Origin of the sequence: Solitalea lacus (assembly GCF_022014595.1) — a bacterium.
In the GTDB taxonomy this organism is placed as follows: Bacteria; Bacteroidota; Bacteroidia; order Sphingobacteriales; family Sphingobacteriaceae; genus Solitalea; species Solitalea lacus.
On record NZ_CP091740.1, the window covers coordinates 1,419,274 to 1,441,404 of the forward strand.

At 37.1% G+C, this 22,131-nt stretch carries 16 protein-coding genes; 13 read left to right on the forward strand and 3 right to left on the reverse strand.

The genetic code is table 11. The annotated features are described in order from the left end of the window. Positions 1–24: 24 nt before the first annotated feature. Entirely contained in the window at positions 25–2,475 is a 2,451-nt protein-coding gene (locus L2B55_RS06005; protein WP_237849651.1) for a TonB-dependent receptor, read from the reverse strand. Between the two features lie 246 nt (positions 2,476–2,721). Here L2B55_RS06005 and pheT point away from each other — a divergent pair, with 246 nt between their 5' ends. The 8 genes from pheT (at position 2,722) to L2B55_RS06045 (ending at position 14,150) form a co-directional block, all read left to right on the forward strand. Then, positions 2,722–5,133 (forward strand): phenylalanine--tRNA ligase subunit beta, encoded by a 2,412-nt coding sequence (gene pheT, locus L2B55_RS06010; protein ID WP_237849653.1) that lies wholly within the window; start codon positions 2,722–2,724, stop codon positions 5,131–5,133. A 125-nt stretch (positions 5,134–5,258) separates the two neighbouring features. Beyond that, positions 5,259–5,549: a hypothetical protein gene (locus L2B55_RS06015; protein WP_237849655.1), complete on the forward strand. Its 291-nt coding sequence runs from the start codon at positions 5,259–5,261 to the stop codon at positions 5,547–5,549. A gap of 21 nt (positions 5,550–5,570) precedes the next feature. Beyond that, a complete protein-coding gene (locus tag L2B55_RS06020; protein WP_237849657.1) occupies positions 5,571–5,864 on the forward strand; it encodes a cell division protein ZapA in 294 nt (97 codons plus the stop codon). A gap of 138 nt (positions 5,865–6,002) precedes the next feature. Continuing rightward, a complete protein-coding gene (gene rny / locus L2B55_RS06025) occupies positions 6,003–7,556 on the forward strand; it encodes a ribonuclease Y (RefSeq protein ID WP_237849659.1) in 1,554 nt (517 codons plus the stop codon). A 112-nt stretch (positions 7,557–7,668) separates the two neighbouring features. Next, positions 7,669–8,169 carry an Mpo1 family 2-hydroxy fatty acid dioxygenase gene (locus L2B55_RS06030; RefSeq protein ID WP_237849661.1) on the forward strand — a complete coding sequence of 167 codons (501 nt, stop codon included), beginning with the start codon at positions 7,669–7,671 and terminating at the stop codon, positions 8,167–8,169. 338 nt (positions 8,170–8,507) lie between these two features. Beyond that, positions 8,508–11,306, forward strand: a complete 2,799-nt coding sequence (locus L2B55_RS06035) for a TonB-dependent receptor (RefSeq protein ID WP_237849662.1) — start codon at positions 8,508–8,510, stop codon at positions 11,304–11,306. 81 nt (positions 11,307–11,387) lie between these two features. Then, on the forward strand, positions 11,388–12,770 hold the full coding sequence (locus L2B55_RS06040; protein WP_237849664.1) for a hypothetical protein: 1,383 nt from the start codon (positions 11,388–11,390) through the stop codon (positions 12,768–12,770). A gap of 231 nt (positions 12,771–13,001) precedes the next feature. Beyond that, positions 13,002–14,150 (forward strand): M57 family metalloprotease, encoded by a 1,149-nt coding sequence (locus L2B55_RS06045; RefSeq protein WP_237849665.1) that lies wholly within the window; start codon positions 13,002–13,004, stop codon positions 14,148–14,150. Between the two features lie 373 nt (positions 14,151–14,523). Here L2B55_RS06045 and L2B55_RS06050 read toward each other — a convergent pair whose 3' ends face one another. Together L2B55_RS06050 and L2B55_RS06055 are read right to left on the reverse strand one after the other, a co-directional pair. Further along, positions 14,524–15,855 carry a transposase gene (locus L2B55_RS06050; RefSeq protein ID WP_237849666.1) on the reverse strand — a complete coding sequence of 444 codons (1,332 nt, stop codon included), beginning with the start codon at positions 15,853–15,855 and terminating at the stop codon, positions 14,524–14,526. A gap of 202 nt (positions 15,856–16,057) precedes the next feature. Next, a complete protein-coding gene (locus L2B55_RS06055) occupies positions 16,058–17,812 on the reverse strand; it encodes a lysophospholipid acyltransferase family protein (protein WP_237849667.1) in 1,755 nt (584 codons plus the stop codon). Between the two features lie 594 nt (positions 17,813–18,406). Here L2B55_RS06055 and L2B55_RS06060 point away from each other — a divergent pair. The 5 genes from L2B55_RS06060 to L2B55_RS06080 all read left to right on the forward strand — a co-directional run bounded on the left by L2B55_RS06060 (position 18,407) and on the right by L2B55_RS06080 (position 22,127). Then, on the forward strand, positions 18,407–18,940 hold the full coding sequence (locus tag L2B55_RS06060; RefSeq protein ID WP_237849668.1) for an adenine phosphoribosyltransferase: 534 nt from the start codon (positions 18,407–18,409) through the stop codon (positions 18,938–18,940). A gap of 18 nt (positions 18,941–18,958) precedes the next feature. Then, positions 18,959–20,128, forward strand: a complete 1,170-nt coding sequence (locus L2B55_RS06065) for an acyl-CoA dehydrogenase family protein (RefSeq protein WP_420854515.1) — start codon at positions 18,959–18,961, stop codon at positions 20,126–20,128. 77 nt (positions 20,129–20,205) lie between these two features. Beyond that, on the forward strand, positions 20,206–20,922 hold the full coding sequence (locus L2B55_RS06070) for a lysoplasmalogenase (protein ID WP_237849669.1): 717 nt from the start codon (positions 20,206–20,208) through the stop codon (positions 20,920–20,922). Positions 20,923–20,990: 68 nt separating this feature from the next. Then, on the forward strand, positions 20,991–21,182 hold the full coding sequence (rpsU, locus tag L2B55_RS06075; protein WP_237849670.1) for a 30S ribosomal protein S21: 192 nt from the start codon (positions 20,991–20,993) through the stop codon (positions 21,180–21,182). Positions 21,183–21,245: 63 nt separating this feature from the next. Continuing rightward, entirely contained in the window at positions 21,246–22,127 is an 882-nt protein-coding gene (locus L2B55_RS06080) for a tyrosine-type recombinase/integrase (protein ID WP_237849671.1), read from the forward strand. Positions 22,128–22,131 lie beyond the last annotated feature (4 nt).

Below are 22,131 nucleotides of genomic sequence, written 5' to 3' on the forward strand. Positions count from 1 at the left end.
TTGTAAATATCTAAATGAACTTAATTAGAATTTGTATGCCAAAGTTGTAGTAAATTGACGTGGAGGAATTGGATTCACACTGTAATTCTCGTGAACAATATAATTCAACTCATTCGTAATGTTTGATACTTTACCTAAAATTGAGAATTTTTTATAGGTATAACCTAACGATAGATCAAAGGTAGTAAAGCCGCTCACTGCGAATAAACGGTTTTGAGGCTGACCTTTGGACGGCACATAACCAACTGTGTTATTCCAACCGGCGTTACGTTCACCAGTGTAAAAACCTGAGAAACCAATTCTTAAACCGTTTAATGATGGATTGGAGAATGTGTAGAAAACTGTGCCATTGGCTGTATTAGCAGGCATGCTAACTAAACGTTCTCCTTCAATACTACTATTTTTAGTGCCAATGGATTTGGTATAACGCATATCGTTATAGCTATAACCAGCTATGAAGTTTAATCCTTTAGCTATCGTTCCATTTACATCCACTTCAAATCCATTACTGGTTGTTTGTCCACTAAACTCTTTTAAATTAGTATTAGAGTTTTGTTTACCATCTTTGTCAAACTCTGCTGTTTTTGTTTGATTGCTATTAATGATTTTGTACACTGAAAGATTTACTGAGAGTCGGCCTTGGAAGAAATCATTTTTTACACCTACTTCAAATTGATCTATGATAGAGGCATCTAAATTGTTGAAATAAATATCTGTGCCAGAGTTAGGAACGAAATTGTTTGAATAGCTTGCAAATAATGACGAGTTTTTAGTAGGTTGATACACAAGACCTAAACGAGGTGAAAATGCGTTGTCATATTTATAAGGTGTTGTTGTACGAGCATTAGTTCCTTTTACCAAATCGTATACCTGTGGTACTGGATTGCTGATATATGACCATCTTAAACCTGCCAATACTTTAATTTGTTCCGAAACGCTAATCAAATCCTGAACGAATACTCCGAAACGGTTGGTTGGAGCTTCCGTTCTTGTTGTATTTGTTGCTAAGGGCTCATCAATACGAACGATGAATTTTGAAGGATTGAGAACGTTAATTGAATCATAAACGCCATCTTTAGAAAGTGAAGCAATTGAGAAACCGTTGGTAATGTTAAAATAACGTTCAGCATCTGCTCCAATTAACACTTTATGGCCTAATTTACCTGTGCTGAAATCTCCAGTTAGGTTTAGCTGTCCAGTGTAATAATTTTCATTCGTTTTTGTTCGTGTTAACTTACGTCCCCAATTTCCCGCTGAATCAGCCTGAATACGTTCGGTTGAGAAATAATTCCGGTCAAAGTTTTGAAAAGATACCTGTGAGTTTAATTTCCAGTTATTATTAAAGTTATGATTTAGGATTGCATTTGCAGTACCTTGTTTTGCTTTGTTGTATGCCCAGGGGGTATTAAATGAACTGGCGCGATCAATAGTAGTGGGTATGCTACTTGTTTTTGTATCACTTAATGTACCAACTCCAAAATCAGGGGTTAAATCAGCATTCAAATAATCTCCTTGTATTAATAACTCTGTTTTAGTATTGATTTTATATAATACCGAAGGGTTAACATAAATACGTTTTGATTCAACTGAATTTCTGAAGCTTTTGGCGTTTTCATAAGTGCCAATTACCCGGAAAGCCACTTTATTGCTGATTGGGCCATATACATCTAGTATAGGTTTGTAGAAATCGTAGCTACCAGTACGCATTGAAACTTCACCCCCAAAATTGAATTTCGGTTGTTTTGTAACCATGTTTATTACAGCTCCTGAAGTTACATTTCCATATAAAAGCGCTGCACTACCTTTTAAAACTTCAACTCGCTCTAAGATACTTGCTTCAGGAATTACGCTTGAATTTGAGCGAGCACCATTTTTCATAATATTATTTGCGCCTAAATTATACCCGCGAGCGAAAAATGTTTCCGAAGTTGTACCTCTAGTTGAGCCCAATGATACCCCATTCACATTTTTAATGGCATCGCTTAATTTATTTACCTGTTGCTCTTCGATAACCTTACTGTCAACAATGGCTACTGCCTGAGGTAAATCCATTGGTGCAATGTCAGTTTTACCAACCGATACAAGTTTTTTATTTGCTCCTCTTGAACCAGTCACCACTACTTCTGCTAATTTGCTTGAAGATTCAGTTAGAGTGATCTCGACGGATGCCGTTTGCCCTGCAATTACATTTACTGTTTTTTCCTGTGGATTAAGACCAACAAAAGTTACTAATAGTGTGTAGGAACCCTCTTTTATACCTTTCAACAAAAAAGAACCTGAATCATTGGCGATTGTTCCTTTGTTAACCTCTTTAAGGATAATGTTTACCGTTGCCGCTGGATTGCCATCGCTGGTTTTAACAGTTCCTGAAATGCTTCCATTTTTAGTCTGAGCTTTTGCACCAAAACTAAAAAAGAGCATTATAAAACCTACTATATAGGAAAGAGAGGTAGATTTGTAGTTGTTATTATACATTTTAGTAAGTGTTATTTGTATTAAATCTAAATTAGGCACAAAGGTATAAATCGAATTGAAGTTGGCAAATATTATTTGTAATTAATCTAAATAACTTTGAGTGAGATCTATTTGTGTTGAAACTGCTTGCTTTTAGAGTATGGAGTTAGATTAAACTACCATCGTTTTTTGGTCTTAGTTGGCGTTCTAAAGATGTAGCGTCAAATTTTTTCCTATTTTTGCGCTTCGCCTAAAAGCGTTAAACACATGAAGATTTCTTATAGCTGGTTAAAACAATATATTAATACAGAATTAAGTCCTGAGGAGATCTCAAAAATTCTTACTAACACAGGATTAGAAGTTGAAAGTCTGGAGAAAATTCAGACCGTTCCTGGAGGACTAGAAGGGCTCGTGATTGGCCATGTTACTTTCCGTGAAAAACATCCCAATGCTGATAAGTTAAGCGTTACAAAAGTAAATGTTGGGGGAGAGCGTGAGTTGGATATTGTGTGTGGTGCTCCAAATGTGACTTCCGGACAAAAGGTGGTGGTGGCTACGGTTGGTTGTACGGTTTATCCAAGTTCGGGTGAGCCATTTGAAATTAAGAAAGCCAAAATACGTGGTGAGGTTTCAGAAGGAATGATCTGTGCCGAAGATGAAATTGGTTTGGGTGAGTCGCACGCAGGAATTATGGTATTGCCGGAAGACGCACCTATTGGTATGCCGGCAAAGGAGTATTTCAAAATAGAAGATGATTACTGTTTTGAAATAGGCCTAACACCAAACCGCATAGATGCAGCCTCGCATATTGGAGTGGCTGGTGATATTGCAGCCTTTCTGAAAAGTCAAGTGATCCTTCCTTCGGTTGATGGGTTTAAGGTTGATAACCATGACTTAACGATTGGAGTTGAGGTGGTTGATGCTGAAGCCTGCCCTCGTTACTCAGGAGTAACCATTTCGAACGTAACCGTTAAAGATTCTCCTGAATGGTTGCAAAATAAACTACGTGCCATTCACATCAGACCGATCAATAATATAGTGGATGTGACCAATTTCGTTTTGCATGAAACTGGCCAACCATTACATGCTTTTGACGCTGCAGAGATCAAAGGCAATAAAGTAATCGTTCGCAAAGCTGCTGAAGGTACGAAGTTTGTAACTTTGGATGGCGTTGAACGCATCCATTCTGCTGAAGACCTGATGATCTGCAATGCTGATGAAGAAATGTGTATTGCCGGAGTTTTTGGAGGATTACAATCAGGGGTGAAGAACGAAACCAAATCTATATTCCTTGAATCTGCATATTTCAACCCTGTTTTAGTTCGTAAAACCGGTAAACGTCATAATCTCAAAACGGATTCATCATTCCGATTTGAGCGTGGTACCGATGCTAATGCAACTGTTTTCGCATTAAAACGTGCTGCTTTGCTGATTAAAGAAGTGGCAGGAGGTTCAATTTCTTCGGAGGTTGTTGATATCTATCCTACGGAAGTTAAAAAAGCTGAAGTGGAGATCACTTATAAAAATGTGCATCGTTTAATCGGTAAACAAATCCCTGCTGAAGAGATCAAATCAATACTCGCTGCGTTGAACTTTGATATTTTAGCCGAAAATATCGATGGATTACATGTAGGAGTACCCACCAATAAAGTGGATGTTACACGCGAAGTTGATGTTATTGAGGAGATTTTGCGTATTTACGGATACAATAACATCGAAATTCCAACAATACTTAACTCATCTTTGTCATTCGCTGTGAAGCCCGACAGAGAAAAGTTGCAAAATGCAGTTTCTGATTTCTATACGGCTAATGGCTTTAATGAAATCATGTCTAATTCATTAACCAAATCAGCCTATAGTCAGTTAACTGCAACAATTAGTTCTGAGGAAAACGTTGAGATTTTAAATCCATTGAGCAGTGATTTAGACGTGTTGCGTCAAACTTTATTGTTTTCGGGATTAGAAGCAATAGCCTACAATCAAAATAGGAAAAACGCTGATTTAAAACTGTATGAATTCGGCAAAATCTACAAAAAGACTGAAAATGGCTATTTTGAAGAACCTCGTTTAGCTCTTTTTGTTACCGGTCGTAAAGAACAGGAGCAATGGAATGCTACAAATGACCAGGTTGATTATTTCTCGCTGAAAGGTTTTGTTGATGCGCTTTTAACAAAGTTGAAAGTATCTGTTGTATCATCAGAGGTAGTTAAAAATGATTTGATTAGCGAGGGACTTACCTATAAAAAAGGTAAAAATGTAATTGTTCAGTTAGGTCAAATTAACAAAGCCATCCTTAAAAAGATGGATATCGACAAACCTGTCTTTTTTGCTGACATTAATTGGGAATATTTGTTAAAAGTACAGCTGAATAATAAGACAGAATATACAGAAGTGGCTAAGTTCCCTGCTGTTCGTCGAGATTTGTCGATGTTGGTTGATAGCTCGTTAAACTTTTCTCAGCTGAAAGATCTTGCATTTCAGGCTGAAAAGAACTTGCTGAAAGAGGTTAATATTTTTGATAAATACGAAGGTGATAAATTGCCACAGGGCAAGAAATCATATGCGTTGAGTTTTGTTATTCAAGATGAGGAGAAAACCCTTACTGATAAGCAAATTGACGCTATTATGCAAAAGTTGGTAACCGGATTTGAAAAACTGGGTGCTGAAATTAGAAAATAAGTTGTTTTATTGTTGTTATTAGTAGTCGGATTGGAAGTTCGAATAAATAAATTATCTTGAACAAGTGAATAAATAGTATTAATCGGTTTAAAAATTAGATTTATTTACAAATTACTAATAACTAAATGGCTGAACTGGTACGGACTCTCGAACAGCTCCAACAAAAGATGCAGAAACTAATGTTGATGCATAGCAAGTTGCAACAGCAACACGTGGCTCTTTTGCATGAATTGGAGCAGGTTAAAACAGAGTCAGAAAACCGAAAAGCCAAAATTTTGGAGTTGGAAGACAAGGTAAAAGTTGTCAGAATTGCGTCATCGTTATCAGCTGGTAATGAAAAGGCACTTGACATCCAGCAAAAAATTAACGAATTTGCGAAAGAAATAGACAGGTGCATTGTGCTTCTGACTAAATAAACTCGTGATTTAAATGCTCAAATGGGAGAAATTTCCATTAAAATAAATATTGCCGACAGGGTGTATCCGTTGCGTATTAACGCTTCTGAAGAGGAAACTGTAAGGAAAGCCGCCAAGGAAATTAATGACCGGATAAAGATGCTGATGCAAAATTATGAGGTTAAGGATAAACAAGATTTACTATCAATGTGCGTATTGCATTATGCAACAGCTGCTCTCAAATTCGATGGTAAACGTTTAATTGAAGATGATGGCATCTCCGATAAGATAGCTGAACTTGATCAACAGTTGAGCCAGTTTCTAGCTAGTCAGTAATTAATTATTGAGAGCAAAAACAAATTTAACCGCAGTTAAATTTTATATAAGTCACATTGTTTACTTGGTTGGTTGCCAACTCCTGCAAAGTGGTATATATAAGTTTTAGTTGCGGTTTTTTATTTTTTAAAAATTAGAATGGATATTATTTTATATGTAGTGGTTGCGTTGGGAGCAGGTATCGGAATTGACCGTTATTTGTTGCGTCGCTTGTTTAAAAGCCAGGAAGTTATGGCTAAAAACAAGGCAAAGCAATTCCTGAAAGACGCCGAATCGCAAGCCGAAATCCTAAAAAAGGATAAATTGCTCGAAGCCAAAGAGAAGTTTCTTCAAATGAAGGCTGAGCACGAGAAAGAAATCAATCAAAAAAATCAGGTAGCAGCTCAACGCGATAATTCATTAAAGCAGAAAGAGCAATCGCTAAACCAAAAGATTGAAAACGTTAACCGTAAAGATCAGGAACTTGAGGCGGTTAAACAAAATCTAAACAAGCAACTGGAGATAGTTGAAAGCAAGAAAAAAGAGGTTGACGAGCTTAAAAACGAGCATGTTGGCCAATTGGAAAAAATTGCCGGTTTAACTGCTGCAGAAGCTAAAGATCAGCTGGTTGAACAGTTGAAAGAGGAAGCTAAATCGCAAGCTATGGCATCAATTAAAGATGTAATAGAGGATGCGAAATTGACTGCCACTAAGGAAGCTAAGAAAATTGTCGTTCAAACCATTCAGCGTACGGCTACTGAAGCTGCAATTGAGAATACAGTATCTATTTTTAATATCGAAAGTGATGAAATTAAAGGTAGAATTATTGGTCGCGAGGGTAGAAATATTCGTGCTTTAGAGGCTGCTACCGGTGTTGAAATTATTGTGGACGATACTCCGGAAGCGATTATTCTTTCATGTTTTGATCCTGTTCGTCGTGAAATTGCCCGTTTGTCGTTACATCGTTTGGTTACTGATGGACGAATTCACCCTGCCCGTATTGAGGAGGTGGTTTCCAAAACTAAAAAGCAACTTGAAGATGAAATTGTTGAAATTGGTGAACGGACAGTAATTGATCTAGGTATTCATGGTCTGCACCCGGAATTGATTCGTATGGTTGGACGTATGCGTTACCGTTCGTCATATGGTCAAAACCTGTTGCAACACTCGCGTGAGGTAGCGAATTTATGTGCTACGATGGCTTCTGAGTTAGGGTTGAATGTAAAATTGGCTAAACGCGCCGGATTATTACACGATATTGGTAAAGTGCCAGATGATAACCCTGAAGTACCACACGCTTTATTGGGTATGCAATTGGCTGAAAAATATAAAGAGCATCCTGAAGTATGCAATGCAATTGGAGCTCACCATGATGAAATTGAGATGACCAGCTTGTTATCACCAATTATTCAGGTATGTGATGCTATTTCAGGCGCGCGCCCTGGAGCCCGTCGTGAGGTGGTTGAAAGTTATATTAAGCGTTTGCAAGACTTAGAAAATTTAGCACTTTCATATCCTGGCGTTGAAAAGACGTTTGCTATCCAGGCTGGTCGTGAGTTACGTGTTGTAGTTGATTGTGATAAAATCTCAGATCAACAGGCTGAAACTTTAGCATTTGATCTCTCAACCCGTATTCAAACAGAAATGACATATCCTGGACAAATTAAAGTTACTGTAATCAGGGAAAGCCGTTCGGTAGCTTACGCAAAATAGAAGCTGAATATAAAATAGAAAGAATAAAGAAGGCTCGACAACTGTTGGGCCTTTTTCATATTTATGTTTTTGTTTTAAATTAGAATTTTTCAATTAAAATAAACCTTTAACCATGAGTGCCGTTTCAAAATCAAAAACAACAGCTAAGGCCCCTAAATTGGTTGATCAGTATTTTGCCAAATACGCCGAAAGTCATCAAAATAAAACGAATAAACTTATACATTGGATTTGCGTACCTGCTATTGTGTTTAGTTTGATTGGTCTGATGTGGAGTATTCCGGTTCCCTGGAGTTATCAGTTTTTGAACTGGGCCAGTTTTGGCATTGCTTTTTCCTTGTATTATTATTGGCGTTTATCTCAACCTTTGGCACTTGTAATGTTGATTATTATAGGACTCTTTTCTGCCATTTATGTATTAATTGAACAGCAAATTGGTTTATCAGGATTGGCTATTTTATGTGCTGTTGTGTTTGTAATATCGTGGGTGTTTCAGTTTATTGGACATAAAATTGAGGGCAAAAAGCCATCTTTTTTAGATGATGTTAAGTTTTTATTGATTGGGCCTATATGGTTATTGCATTTTCTTTTTAAAAAATTAGGAATAAGCTACTAAGTAGTAAAAACTATGTTGAGGCATAAAGACGCCAAAAAAAATCGGCGACTTTATGCCTTTTTTATTGCTCGAGATACAACAATGATAACTCAACTAGCGGTTTTATTTTACTCAAACGTTAACTTAAAATGTAGTGTTAATCCATGTAATGCTTTTTGTATTAATATTAACTTTTGAAGTTTATATTAATTAAGTTATTGATATTTAGTCTTTTGTTTTGTTTTCAGACTTGTCGCTTAACAAATTAATAACCGATAGATAAACTAAGGTTAATTGATTGTTAATATACGCTTAATCTACTCAGTCTACTTTTGCCCTAAACAAAAATTAAGGTAAAAGTGAAAAATTTCTCCATTTCAAAGGTTTTCTTTTCGTTGACTGTAATGCTGCTCATGGTAAGTTCTGCTTGGGCGCAAAACGGTAAAATTGTTGGTAAAATAACCGATAAAGCCTTTAACGAGCCAATTGTAGGCCTGCCAGTTTTGGTAAAAGGAACATCTAAGGTTACTCCATCTAATATTGACGGTCGTTACGAATTAAACCTTGCTCCAGGTACTTATACCTTGGAGTTTAAATATATCAGTTTTAAAACAAAAACAGTTTCCGAAGTAGTAGTTCGTGCCGGAAAGGTTACCGAATTAAACGTAGTAATGGATGATGCCGCCACCGAATTAGGTGAGGTTGTGGTAACTTCTACTTATAAAAAAGAGACAGTTAACGCTTTGTATTCTTTGCAGAAGAGCAATATTCGCGTTTCGGATGGCATTTCGGCGGAAATTATAAAGCGCTCTCCTGATAAAAATACTAGTGAAGTATTAAAACGGGTAAGTGGCGCAAGTATCCAGGATAATAAGTTTGTTATTGTTAGGGGGTTGGCGGACCGTTATAACACATCATTAATGAATAATGCTTCGCTTCCAAGTACAGAAAGCGATAAACGCGCATTTAATTTTGATATTATTCCTTCTAATTTAATTGATAATATAGTTGTTAATAAAACTGCTTCTCCTGATTTACCTGGTGATTTTTCAGGTGGCGCGGTTCAAATTACAACAAGAGATTTTCCTGCCGAACCAGTTTTTGTATTCACAATAGGTAGCGGTGTTAATACACAAAGTACCTTCAAAGATTATCGTTCAGCTAATACAGGAAAACTTGATTTCTTAGGATTTCTTGATCAATCAAGGGCGCTTCCCTCGGCTTATGAGTCAACTCGTAATCAGTATCCTTCACTGCCAATAGCAGAGAGCCAACAGATTTCTTATGCATTTCCTAATACTTACGGGGCTGCTAAAACAGGTACTACATTGCCAAATGCTAACATGCAGTTGTCAATTGGTAATAATAAAACCTACGAATCAGGTAGTCGCTTTGGATATATCGCTTCGTTTAGTTACAGAACACAGCGTGATATTTTGATGCGCGAACGTTCTGACTATAATCTGCAGAAAATAGAGGTGATTAGAAATGACGATAAGTTATTTAACTACTCAAATAACTTAGGTGGTTTGTTAAATTTTGCCTACTCAAAAGGGAATAACAAGTTTGCTTTAAAAAACTTCTATAACAACACCTTTAAAAATAGCTACGTAGACCGTGTAGGAAAAATTTCAGATGAGTCAAACTCAAATAACCTAAATAACATTGGTTCGTTTAATGATGTTTATCAAAACTCGTTATTCAACTCAGTTTTAGAAGGACAACATGCTTTACCAAAAGCAAATATAAATATTGATTGGAATGCAGGTTTTTCAAATACATTCAAAGATCAACCTGATCAAAAAATTGTTGAAGCAATTAAACCTGTTGATAGCACAGATCCTTATTATGTAACACTTTCTAACTACAATAGTCCGGCTGTTCAAAATGCAGGTAGGGTTTATAGTAAGTTGAATGAAAATGTTTTTAACAGTAATCTGAATCTTTCGATTCCATTTAAGCTGTTTAAGCAAAGCCAAAAGTTAAAATTTGGAGGATCAACCGTAAACAGGTTTAGGGATTTCAGAATTGATGCATTAGGTTACGCCTCAGCTTCTTATGCGCCGGTGAAAATTGATCTGGCCAATGGAGTGAACTTCGATAATATTTTCTCTACACAATCAATGCAATCTAACAATTTAATGTTAAGTGTTATCTCAACTAATTCACTTGATTATGAGGGAAAAGCGCAAACACATTCTGGTTATGTAATGTTGGATACAAAGTTTAGCGAAGCCTTAAGAATAGTTTGGGGAGCAAGACTTGAAGCTTTCAATATGGATCTTACTCCGGCTGGAAAGGCATACTTAAAGCAAACTTATAAGCAAACGGATATCCTTCCATCAGCCAATCTTATCTATAGTTTGAATACAAAATCAAATTTAAGAGCTTCTGCTTCTCAAACAGTTAACCGACCAGAATTTAGAGAGATTGCGGCTTACCAATATTTTGACTTCGAAACTGATTTTAACATTGTAGGAGAAAAAAACCTGAAAATTGCCAAAGTAACTAATGCCGATTTACGTTATGAGTTTTATCCGGCAGCAGGAGAGATTATATCCTTTAGTGCATTTTATAAGAAGTTTAAGAACCCGATTGAGCAAATAAATAATGGAAGTCGTGTTTTTACATTCAAAAACGCTGAAAGTGCCAATGATTATGGTGTAGAGGTTGAGTTGCGTAAGAAGCTTAATTTCTTTGGTGATGCCGCCTTCTGGAATAACACAACATTCTATACTAATGCATCATACATCAAATCGGATGTGGTTTTAGATGGTTCATCTCGTCAAAGACCACTACAAGGACAATCTCCGTACCTAATCAATACTGGTTTACAATACAACAATGGCAAACTAGGGGTAAATGCAATGTTTAATCGTGTTGGACAGCGCATGCTTTATGTAGGAACCAGCGGTGGGGCCGATATTTATGAAGCTCCTCGTAATGTAATTGATTTCCAAATTAGCCATAAGCTTCTAAAGGATAACGCAGAATTGCGCTTTACAGCTGGCGATTTATTAGCTCAAAAGACTAAATACTACTATAACTTCGGAGGAAGCACAGGTTACCAATCAAATGAAGATAGAGTAATCAACAGTATTCAGCCAGGCCGTACATTCTCATTAAGCTTTTCTTATAATCTTCCATATAATAAATAGGTTAATTTGATAACGCTTAGTTTTCAATTACTTAACATTTGAATTAAATATTTGCAACATAAAATTTAAGCAAAATCAAAAATGAAAAAATTATTAGGTCTTTCAGTTTTATTTACTGCAACATTACTTGCAAGCTGTAGCAAAGAAGATGATACAAAACCTACTCCTGTTAATGTAGAAACAAACATTCGTGGAGTGATCAGCAAGAATATCACCCTTACTAAAGACAAAATATGGACTCTTCGCGGGCCTGTTTATGTAACTGCTGGAGCTACAATAACAATTGAGGCCGGTACAAAAATTATCAGCAAGAAGGATTCTGCAGGTATACTTGTTATAACTCCAGGTAGTAAAATCAATGCCGCAGGAACTGCTTCGGCTCCAATTGTATTCACTTCTGGTGAAGCTGCTCCAGCGGCAGGTGACTTTGGAGGAGTTGTTATTTCGGGGAAAGCAACCGTAAATGGTAACCATAAAACTATGGAAGGGGGGCTTGATCCTCAATATTCAGCTATTTGGGGTGCTACTGAGGTGACCAAATCTCAAACCAGTGATTCAGATAATTCAGGTGTATTGCAATATGTTCGGATTGAATATGCTGGAAAAGCAGTAGCTCCAGAAGTTGAGCTAAACGGCTTAAGTTTATATGGTGTAGGTAATGGAACAACATTTGATCATATTCAAATTACAAGGGGACTTGATGATGCGTTCGAATTCTTTGGAGGTACATTCAATGCCAAGTATCTGATTGCATATGGAAATGGTGATGATGACTTCGATTTTGATGATGGTTTCCGAGGTAATCTGCAATATATCATCTCTATCAAAGATCCAAATGTTACTGATGCTAAAGGTACAACTGGAGATGTTTCAAATAATATTGAGTGTGATAATACGGATGGTAAAACAGCTCCCTATGCTACAACTCCTGTAACGAAGATTAATATTGCTAATGCAACTTTAGTTGGTCCGGGAAATACTCCTAATTCTCCAGTATGGAATAACTACGGGTATGGTGCTCGTTGGAGAAGAGGTTCTACTTTCAATGTAGCTAACTCAATTATTATTGGTGTTAAGTTGAATGGTGTTTCTATTGAATCCAATGAAGCAGCTCAATCATTCAATGATGGCGTAAGTTCATTCAAAAACAATATTTTAAATACCTTGGCATCGGCTCCATATCGCGTAGGTTCTGATGTGACAACTGTAGTTGGCTTTAATGCTGCTAAAGTACAAGAGTTAGCTTTAACAACTTCATATGCTGCAACAGCTGATGATGTGAAGTTAACTGATCCATTCAACTTTGCTAAGCCAAATGTTGCTCCTAAAGCAGATTCTCAAGCTTTAACTATGGGAACTAAATTTGAAGGAGTTTTTGCAACTGGTTTTGATAAACCTGCTTATGTAGGTGCATTAACTACTGCTGCAGACTGGACTGCAGGTTGGGCTGCTTGGGGTAAATAATTATAATAAATGAGATGAATACAGTTTGTTTCATAATCAACTATTAATTTTCACTTTTTTATCAAATATGAAGGGCCTAGTGTAATTACTGGGCTTCTTCTTTTTAAGATAATTCTAGTTTTGGCTATTAACACCTAACTCTTTCATATAAATAAAGGAAAAGTTCTTGTTTTCTTAATATTTTCCTTATACATCTGTCGTATAACTAAAAATACTGAAACATTATATTTTATGAAAAAAACAAAACTTGTGATTAAACCAGTTAAATTTTTGATTTTATCTATCTCGCTGTTGTCAACCATGTGTTGCAAAAAAAACATTGATACAGAAGTTCAAAATGAGGGGAATAGGCAGATTGTAAAACTTTCATCAGATCAAATAAATGAGTTGAAAAGATTAGGATTTGCGGATTCAAACGTTTTTGATTATGGTAATTATTATTTAGTGGAAGGAGATGTATTAGTCTCTAAGAAAGAATTGGAATCTAATATTTCACGATTTAAACAATTAACTATAGTTGAACAGCATAAAAGTCCTGCTAGCATTACCAATTCTACCCAGCATAATTTTACTTTATATGTTGATGAAACAATCTGGGGGAATTATACATGGAATGCCGGCCTGCTAAGTGCCGTTGAAACATGGAATTCATTCTATAATAGCGATGTGAAACTTCATCTTTCCTATGATAGTCCTCAAAGTGCAAATATAATTGTTAAAACAGATCGAAACTTGTCAGCTAGTGAAAAGTTGGCTTCCAATGTTGCCGCCGTTGGAGCAGTGCCAATGGGTAGTACTGTAGGGACAATTATCATAGCTAATGATGATTTTAAGCCAGGTGGTGGTTCTAGTCTGCTTAGCGTTTCGCAAGCTACGTGGAATATGATTCATGAAATTGGTCATACTTTAGGCCTTCAGCATACAAATTGGATAACGGTAGATGGTACAGTGAATCCTAATAATTTTATCCTTATCCCCGGAACTCCAAATAATAACGATGGAAGTTCCGTAATGAATGGTGGAACGGCCTCGTATTCTTGCCCAAATGCTACTTGCTTCTCTAATTATGATCAAATAGCCATAAATTATCTGTTTCCCTTAGTGCCTAACAGTACACTAAATGCTTTAATTAACGGCCAATCCCAAATTGCAAGATCTTCACAATGGACATACACATGCAGTTATAGATCAGTTGAAACAGGAATTAATTATTATTGGGAAGTAATAGGCATAAATGGAACTAACTTTTATCAAAATGATTATGATCCTTATCCTGGTGCGGAAATAAGTTTGCCGATGGGTAATTACAAAATAAGATGTACAATATCAGGCGGGAAATACCCAACAAAGGTTGCTGAGAAAACAATAGTTGTAAATTAAGCAAAGACAATTATTTTCCTCTGAAAATGAGAATAGCCTCGTTTAGCTCTCTCGTAGAGGCTTTTGGGTGTAAAGCCGAACCTATTGCGGTGAAAGGATGGCTTATGCTTCGATATTATTCCTAATAGCTTTAAAGATGAAGTCCAAAAGCCTGTGATAGCAGATTTTAGATAGGTAATATTGATTGATTTATAATAAGAAAGCGGGACTCTTGGGAAATTCCGAAGAAAGCGGCAGTTTGAGTAGGCCAGCACGACCAACTTGTGGATAACTGGGCAGGATTTGTGGAAAAGGGTCGAAATTTTGAAAAAAACGATGCAACAGGGCACACTTTGCCCTTGCGGGATTGCTTGGGCAGCTGTGGCAGGAGGTTTTAGGCGGCTAAATCGGGAGCTTGGGCCTTCTCCCGCTTAGTGACCATGCGCACGACCGCGGTCATCACCCCAAAGAACATCCAAAGGGTTTCATTAGCCTGGTTACGTGCCTTGATGCGCCGCAGATCGTAGTGATTCTTTTCCGTTCCAAAGCTACCCTCCAGCCGGGTGGAACGTTCTTTATTCAACAGGGCTCTCAGGGTTTTCTTTTCCGGCGTATCGCCTCTGCCTTTTTGCACAAAGCCGGTAGCAATCTTCCGCTCGTTCAGGTATTTTCGATTGGCATTGGTGGCATAAATCCGGTCGCCTGCAAATTGATGACAGGTACCGAACAGGCGCCCATGTAGGGCTAGCGAAGCTTCTACTCGCTTACATTCATTATAAGCCGCATAGCTGTAATGTTCAATGATATTGATCCCATCCACCTGCAGCATGTGCACTTTGGCCCCAAATTCACAGGGTTTGTTTTCCTTGCCCCGTACAATGGAACGCACAAAAGGCTTGTACAGGGACAATACCCTGTCGGGTAGTTTCTTACCGGGATTTTCCAACAAGAACCGCTGCTCCTTTAACACTTGCTCCACCAAGTCAAAGCGTTCCCGGAGCCGCCCGGCCAGTTGCAGCCTGTCGCCCATTAAGCGAAAAACATCCTTAATCAGGCCATTCAAGCGGGTGAGTAACTTGATTAACTGCTGGCAGCGACGACGTGACTTGCGCTGGCTTTTCTTACGGAGTAAATTGAAAGTCGATTGTTTGAGTTGTTGTTCATTAAAAGCGTTTTTAGCCCGCTTTAGCTTACAGGATTTCAACAAATCTTCGTATAACTCATGACTGAACAGGCAGCAATCCCACAGCAGTTTCACGCTGGTAGGGTATTTCATGTCGCTTTCATACACGGTGGCATCGCAGAGCAAAACCTGCGTTTCCTTCAGCTGCGGCTTCCAATAACGAATCAGTTCTTCCTGAAACAGCTGCAGATCCAGGTGTTTGGCCACATAACTGCGGATTCTGGAGACCAGGGTGACATCCTTGATTTGTTCATTATCGGCCAGGCGCATGCCGCAAAACAACTGCATTTGCCAATTCCCGTTCAGGTGTTCAATCAACTGCTCATCACTCAGACCAGTATAGGACTTCAAAAACAACAAGGCCAACATGCCCTCTGGAGCCAGCCAGGCTTTAGCGCCACGTGCACTGCCCTTAGCCGGTAAGAGGGCTGCCAAGCGGTCCAGTGGAAGTACCTGGCGGAGTTTGCCCAAGCTGGTCGTCTGAAAAATAATTTCGCGGGGACTTTGCAGTTCGTTGACAGGAAATAAGTAGTTTTGCAGCATATTATTTTGTTGTTTCGCAAAACCAAAATAATGAAAAACCCCGATTTGGCCTCATTTGAGACTTTTTCGGGGTTATTTTTTTGAATTCAACACAATTAATAGCTGTGTTTCAGGGAATTGTAATTTTCAAAGACTCCCGAAAGCAGTCGAGTAACGACTGCTTTCTTAAATCTTGTTTTATTTCTAAAATCTCACATATCCTCTAAACACCCTGTGATAGTTTATCCATTTTATCTTCAGGAATATCTTTCAGATTTAATACCAAAAAACCATCCAATGAATTTTCAAACTTCGGATCAATATTGAAACAGATAATTTTAGCATTCAATTGAATGTATTGCCGTAATAAAACCGGCATTTTACTGTTGCTAATCTCAATTTCAGAAATTAGTGCGTCTAATGATTTTAGCGAGTTGAATTGCTCAATTAATAAATCTGTATCAACATTAGTGTGCGTTACTTTAAACTTGGTTTTAGGAGTAACGTGTTTCGCTAATTCGTGATCATAAAAGTTTTTGGTAATGAAATCAATAATTAGCGACTGTGATAGGTTTGAGAAATTATTGCTAATACTTACCGGTCCGATTAGGTATTTAAACTCGGGATGCTTGAGAACATAAGCACTGATGCCTTTCCATAGTAAAAATAATGGCAGTGGTTTTTGTTGGTATTCTTTAACAATAAACGAGCGTCCTAATTCCAATGAGTGCTTCAGCACGTTGTTCATCTGATCTTTGATGTTAAACAACGTGTTAATGTAAAAGCCTTTCTTGCCGTATGCGTAAAAAATGTCACTACCGCGACCAATACGATAAGCCCCTACAATTTTATAGGCTTCTTTATCCCAAATAAATAAATGACGATAATATAAGTCAAATTCATCAAGGTCAATTTTCTTATTCGTTCCTTCGCCTACTTCGCGGAAAGTGATTTCTCGTAAACGGCCAATTTCACGGATAATGTTAGGGATGCTCTGGGTTTTAGCAATATATACTTCATAATTTTTTTCGGTATACACTAACGCCTCTTCCCGAATCTGAGCAACATCCTGCATTAAAAGTTGTTGCGAAGTTGCCTCTACAACTTCTTCAGGTTTGCTTAATACTTTAAAAATATCCTTTACAAAGAAACGGCTTACATCTGTATCAAAACCCGAGCTTAAGGCATACGTACGGGCTCTAAGGTATTTTAAAGCTTTTTCAGGGTTTGAAAACCGATTGTACTCAGCCGGCATTATTGGTTTGCCAATACGCAGTTTTATGGTGTTTCCCTTTTTGTTGAATAATTCAGACGGGAGTTTTGCTGTGCGTAATGAAGGATGTATTAGGCCTAAAAGATGAAACAGTATCCCATTATTACCGTGAAAGTAAATAGGAACTACCGGTAGCTGAGCTTTTGTAATTAGTTTGCCTACAATTGGAGACCATTTTTTGTCAGTAACAGTTTGAGCTTCGGCATTGTAAGTAGAAACCTCTCCTGCCGGAAAAATACCTACCGGAACCCCTTTTTGTAACTGTTCCATTGTTAGTTTCATGCCTGCCAGGCTTGAAACGCTCTTAACATTTTCAAAAGGGTTAACGCCAATAAAATAATCAGAAATATTGGTGATTTTTTTTAACAGGAAATTGGCCATTACTTTTGCTTCCGGCCTAACACTGCAAAGTAATTTTACTAAAATCAAGCCTTCAACACCACCATAAGGATGGTTGGCAATCGCTACAAACCCACCACTTTTCGGAATGTTTTTTAAATCGTCCTCGTCAAATTCAACAGTTATTCCTGTATCTTCTAAAACGCCATCTATAAAATCAAGGCCTTGTTTATCATAGTTATCGGCAAAAACCCTGTTTATTTTGTTAATCTTGGTCAGCTCCATCAAAAGTTCAGCAAGGCCCGGCATTTTCAACTTATCCAGCTTTGTTGCCTTTGCAAACTCATTTTTCGTGATTAACTTCATTTGTTCAGTCTAAGGTTTGTCAATTTGCAAAAATAAGATTTTGTGTTGTTAATTATGGAGAGCGGTTAAATATACTTATTTGTGACATTCTGCAAGTTTGATTTTTGTGAATTATAATTTAATTTTTCACTATGAAAATCATCTACAATCTTTTGCTGTCTTTTTAAAAATGGGGTAAAATGGGCTATTGGTTTTAATAATTATTTGTTCAGTGTTTTTAACTCTAACGTATTTCATGAATGATTTATTAGATGAACCCGCTATTGATTTTTCAGTGTTCAAGAAAGAAATTGATGCGTTTGAACCTATTAAAAGACCTTAACAGGGATTCATACTAAGTTAAGCTATGAAGAATCGAGCAGGAGGGAGTGAATTAAAACGATTTGGTCGTAAAACAAATTAATGCGTTTCTTTATTATCGTAAGCAGATGGGGCTTGAGGATTTGAGCTTAGTACGAATGCTCGATAAAATCACTTTAATAAAAATCACTCCTTACCCTTCTGTCAGATAAATTGCATTTTGTAACTTTCGCAATCAATGTACTACTTGAAATTTAGGGTGTCCAAAACTAAATCTTTATAAAAACCAAAATCATGACAATTGAACAACGTATCAAAGCATTAATCAGAGATGTAAAAGATTTTCCAAAACCGGGTATTGTTTTTAAAGACATAACTCCTGTTTTAAAAGATCCTGTGCTATGCAATGCTATCGTTGATGAATACGTTAAGCTTTTAAATGGAATTAAAATTGATGAAGTTGTAGCAATTGAAAGTCGTGGTTTTTTATTTGGCATGATGATAGCGCATAAGTTACATGTGCCGTTTGTGCCAATTAGAAAGAAAGGTAAGTTGCCATACAATACCATTGAGCAATCTTACAATTTGGAATACGGTGAAGCTGTTTTAGAAGTACATGCTGATGCAATTGATGCAGGCAAGACAGTACTAATTCATGATGATTTATTGGCTACAGGTGGAACCATTGATGCTGCAGCTAAATTGGTAGAAAAACTGGGTGCTAAGGTAGGAGCTATTTCCTTTTTAGTTGAACTGGATTTTCTGAAGGGAAGGGAACGATTGGTGCCACATTCAAGTAAGATTATTTCTCTTGTGAATTATCAATAACCTTTTATAAATAACCTTATGATGACCAATTTAATTTTTGATTCAACCATGAATTCTCCTTCCGAAAACCTGCGGATGGTGCATGAAATGGCCCGTGATTTTGCTGAAAAGTACATTCGTCCACATGTTATGGAATGGGATGAAAGCCAATATTTTCCAATTGAGGTTTTTAAAAAACTTGGAGAATTGGGGATGATGGGTGTTTTGGTTCCTGAGCAGTATGGAGGTGCTGGTTTTGGCTATTTTGAGTATGTGGCCATCATTGAAGAAATTGCTAAAGTTTGCGGATCCATCGGTCTTTCTGTGGCTGCACATAATTCATTATGTACGGGACATATTTTACAATTCGGTAATGAAGAGCAAAAACAACGGTGGCTGCCTAAGCTTGCAACGGCCGAATGGATTGGCGCTTGGGGCTTAACGGAAGCTAATACTGGTTCTGATGCATTGCGAATGCATACCACAGCTGTTAAGGATGGGGACTACTATATAATCAACGGTAGTAAAAACTGGATTACTCATGGCAAATCGAGCAGTGTTGCGGTAGTAATGGTTCGTACAGGTGAACAGGGTGATTCAAATGGGGTTTCAGCTTTTGTCATAGAAAAAGGAACTGAGGGTTTTTCGCATGGTAAAAAAGAAAATAAGTTGGGCATGCGTGCTTCAGAAACAACGGAATTGATTTTGGATAACGTACGTGTTCATAAAGATAACCTGCTTGGTTCTGAAGGAGACGGTTTTAAGCAAGCAATGAAGGTACTGGATGGCGGACGAATTTCGATTGCAGCATTATCTTTAGGAATAGCTAAAGGTGCTTTTGAGGCTGCAAAAGAATACTCAAAACAACGCCGGCAGTTTGGGAAGCCCATTTGTGACTTTCAAGCTATAGCTTTTAAGCTGGCTGATATGGCAACTGAAATTGAGGCAGCTGAATTACTGATTCATCAAGCAGCTGATTTAAAGAATAGGGGCGAGAAGGTAACTAAACAATCTGCAATAGCAAAGTACTATGCATCTGAAGTAGCAGTAAAAACTGCCAATGAAGCAGTTCAGATTTTTGGTGGCTACGGTTATACTAAAGATTTTCCTGCTGAAAAATTCTATCGCGACGCGAAGTTGTGTACGATAGGCGAGGGGACTTCTGAAATTCAGAAAATAGTAATAGCCAGAGAAATTTTGAAAGACTAGTAATTTCACTTTGAAAATAGGGCCGGACTGAATAGTCCGGCTTTTTAGTTTATTTTAGGCCTACTAATCTAAAACTAATGAAGAAACTGCTTACGTTTTTATTCTTTTTATCAGTGGCATCAACCATTGTGGGTAATTACTACCAATTACCTGAGTTACGCTTTTTGGCTAAACCTTTAATTATGGTATTTCTAGCCTGGTTATTTTCGATGTCTGTAAATAATCTTACTCAATCAAAAAAAATATGGGTTTTGTTGGCATTTATGTTTTCATGGGTGGGTGATATAGCTCTTATGTTTGCAGATGATACAACAAAGGCACCTGGCTTTTATTTTTTCATTGCCGGATTGGTTAGTTTTTTAACAGCTCATGTATGTTATATTGTTGTGTTCAGGAAGATTGCTGCGCAGTTTGGTTCAAGTGGCTTTAATACTCTCAAATTGATGTTGGCAACTCCTGTAGCTCTTGTTGTAGGTATTTTGATTTTTAAAATTTTGCCATCTTTAGGTTCAATGACTATTCCTGTTGTGGTATATGCCATAATTATTTCAACAATGGCAATGGCGGCTATTGCTTTGTATGGAGTATTGACAAAGCAAAGCTTTATAGCAATTTACTTTGGAGCAATATTGTTTTTAGTTTCTGATACAACGTTAGCTGTGAATCAATTTGTGTCATCAAGTCCGCTTCTTGGTATAGTTGTAATGTTAACTTATGGCTCGGCACAGTATTACATTATGCAGGGGGTAGTAAGTTTAAACAGCAGGCCAAAGGCTGTTGAGAAAGTAATTTAAAAATTGTTTGATAATCAGCTTATTTGTTTTAACTTTGTCGTCCCACTGAAAGGAGGTATATCAAGGGTATGATTATCATTAACGTAAAAGAAAACGAAGCAATTGATAAGGCGCTTAAGCGTTTTAAAAAGAAATTTGAGAAGACTGGTGTATTACGCGAACTTAGAAGCCGCCAAGCCTTTGAAAAGCATTCTGTAGCACGTCGTAACGTTGTTAAGAAAGCTATTTACAAGCAATCACTACAGCAAGAGAATCTGTAATTCTTTTTGCAATTACATAACAATGGTCGTATATTCATCTGTAATATACGACCATTTTTTTTGATGCATTTAGAGTCATTCTTTCAATATCTTGAGTTTGAAAAACGTTATTCTGCACACACGTTAATATCCTACCGAAATGATATGAGTATGTTTTGTGCTTTTCTTACCCAATTTGATATTGCTTCGCCGCAACATATTACTCATTCTATTATAAGAAACTGGTTAGTTGAGTTGTTTGAAGATCAAAATTCAGCAGCAACCATTAATAGAAAGTTGTCAACGTTACGAACATACTTTCGTTTTCTACATAAAGAGAGTATTATCCTAACAAATCCTGTACATAAAGTTCAACCACCTAAAAAAGAAAAACGATTACCAGTTGTAGTTGAGCAAATAGCCATTGAGCATTTATTGAATAATATTGACTTTGGGGAAGGCTTTGAAGGTGCTCGTGATAAGCTGATTGTTGAAATGTTTTATCAAACAGGAATACGCTTATCAGAGTTAATTAATTTGAAAGAAAAAGACATTAATTTTTTTGACCTCACAGTTAAGGTGTTAGGAAAACGAAACAAAGAACGCCTTATTCCAATTACAAAAGCATTTGGAAGTTTAATTTCAGATTACGTAATTGTTAAAAAAACAGCAGGGATGAATAACAATGAAGGATATTTGTTCGTTACCAATAAAGGAGAATGTCTATATCCTAAGTTTGTTTACAACTTAATTAACAACAGCCTAAGCAAAGTAGCAACAATAGAGAAAAAAAGTCCGCATATTCTGCGACATTCATTTGCAACCCATTTATTAAACAAAGGAGCCAATTTAAACGCAATTAAAGAACTTTTAGGCCATGCAAGTCTGGCCGCAACGCAGGTATATACACATAATACCACTGAACGATTAAAATCTATTTATAAACAAGCCCATCCCAGGGCCTAACAAA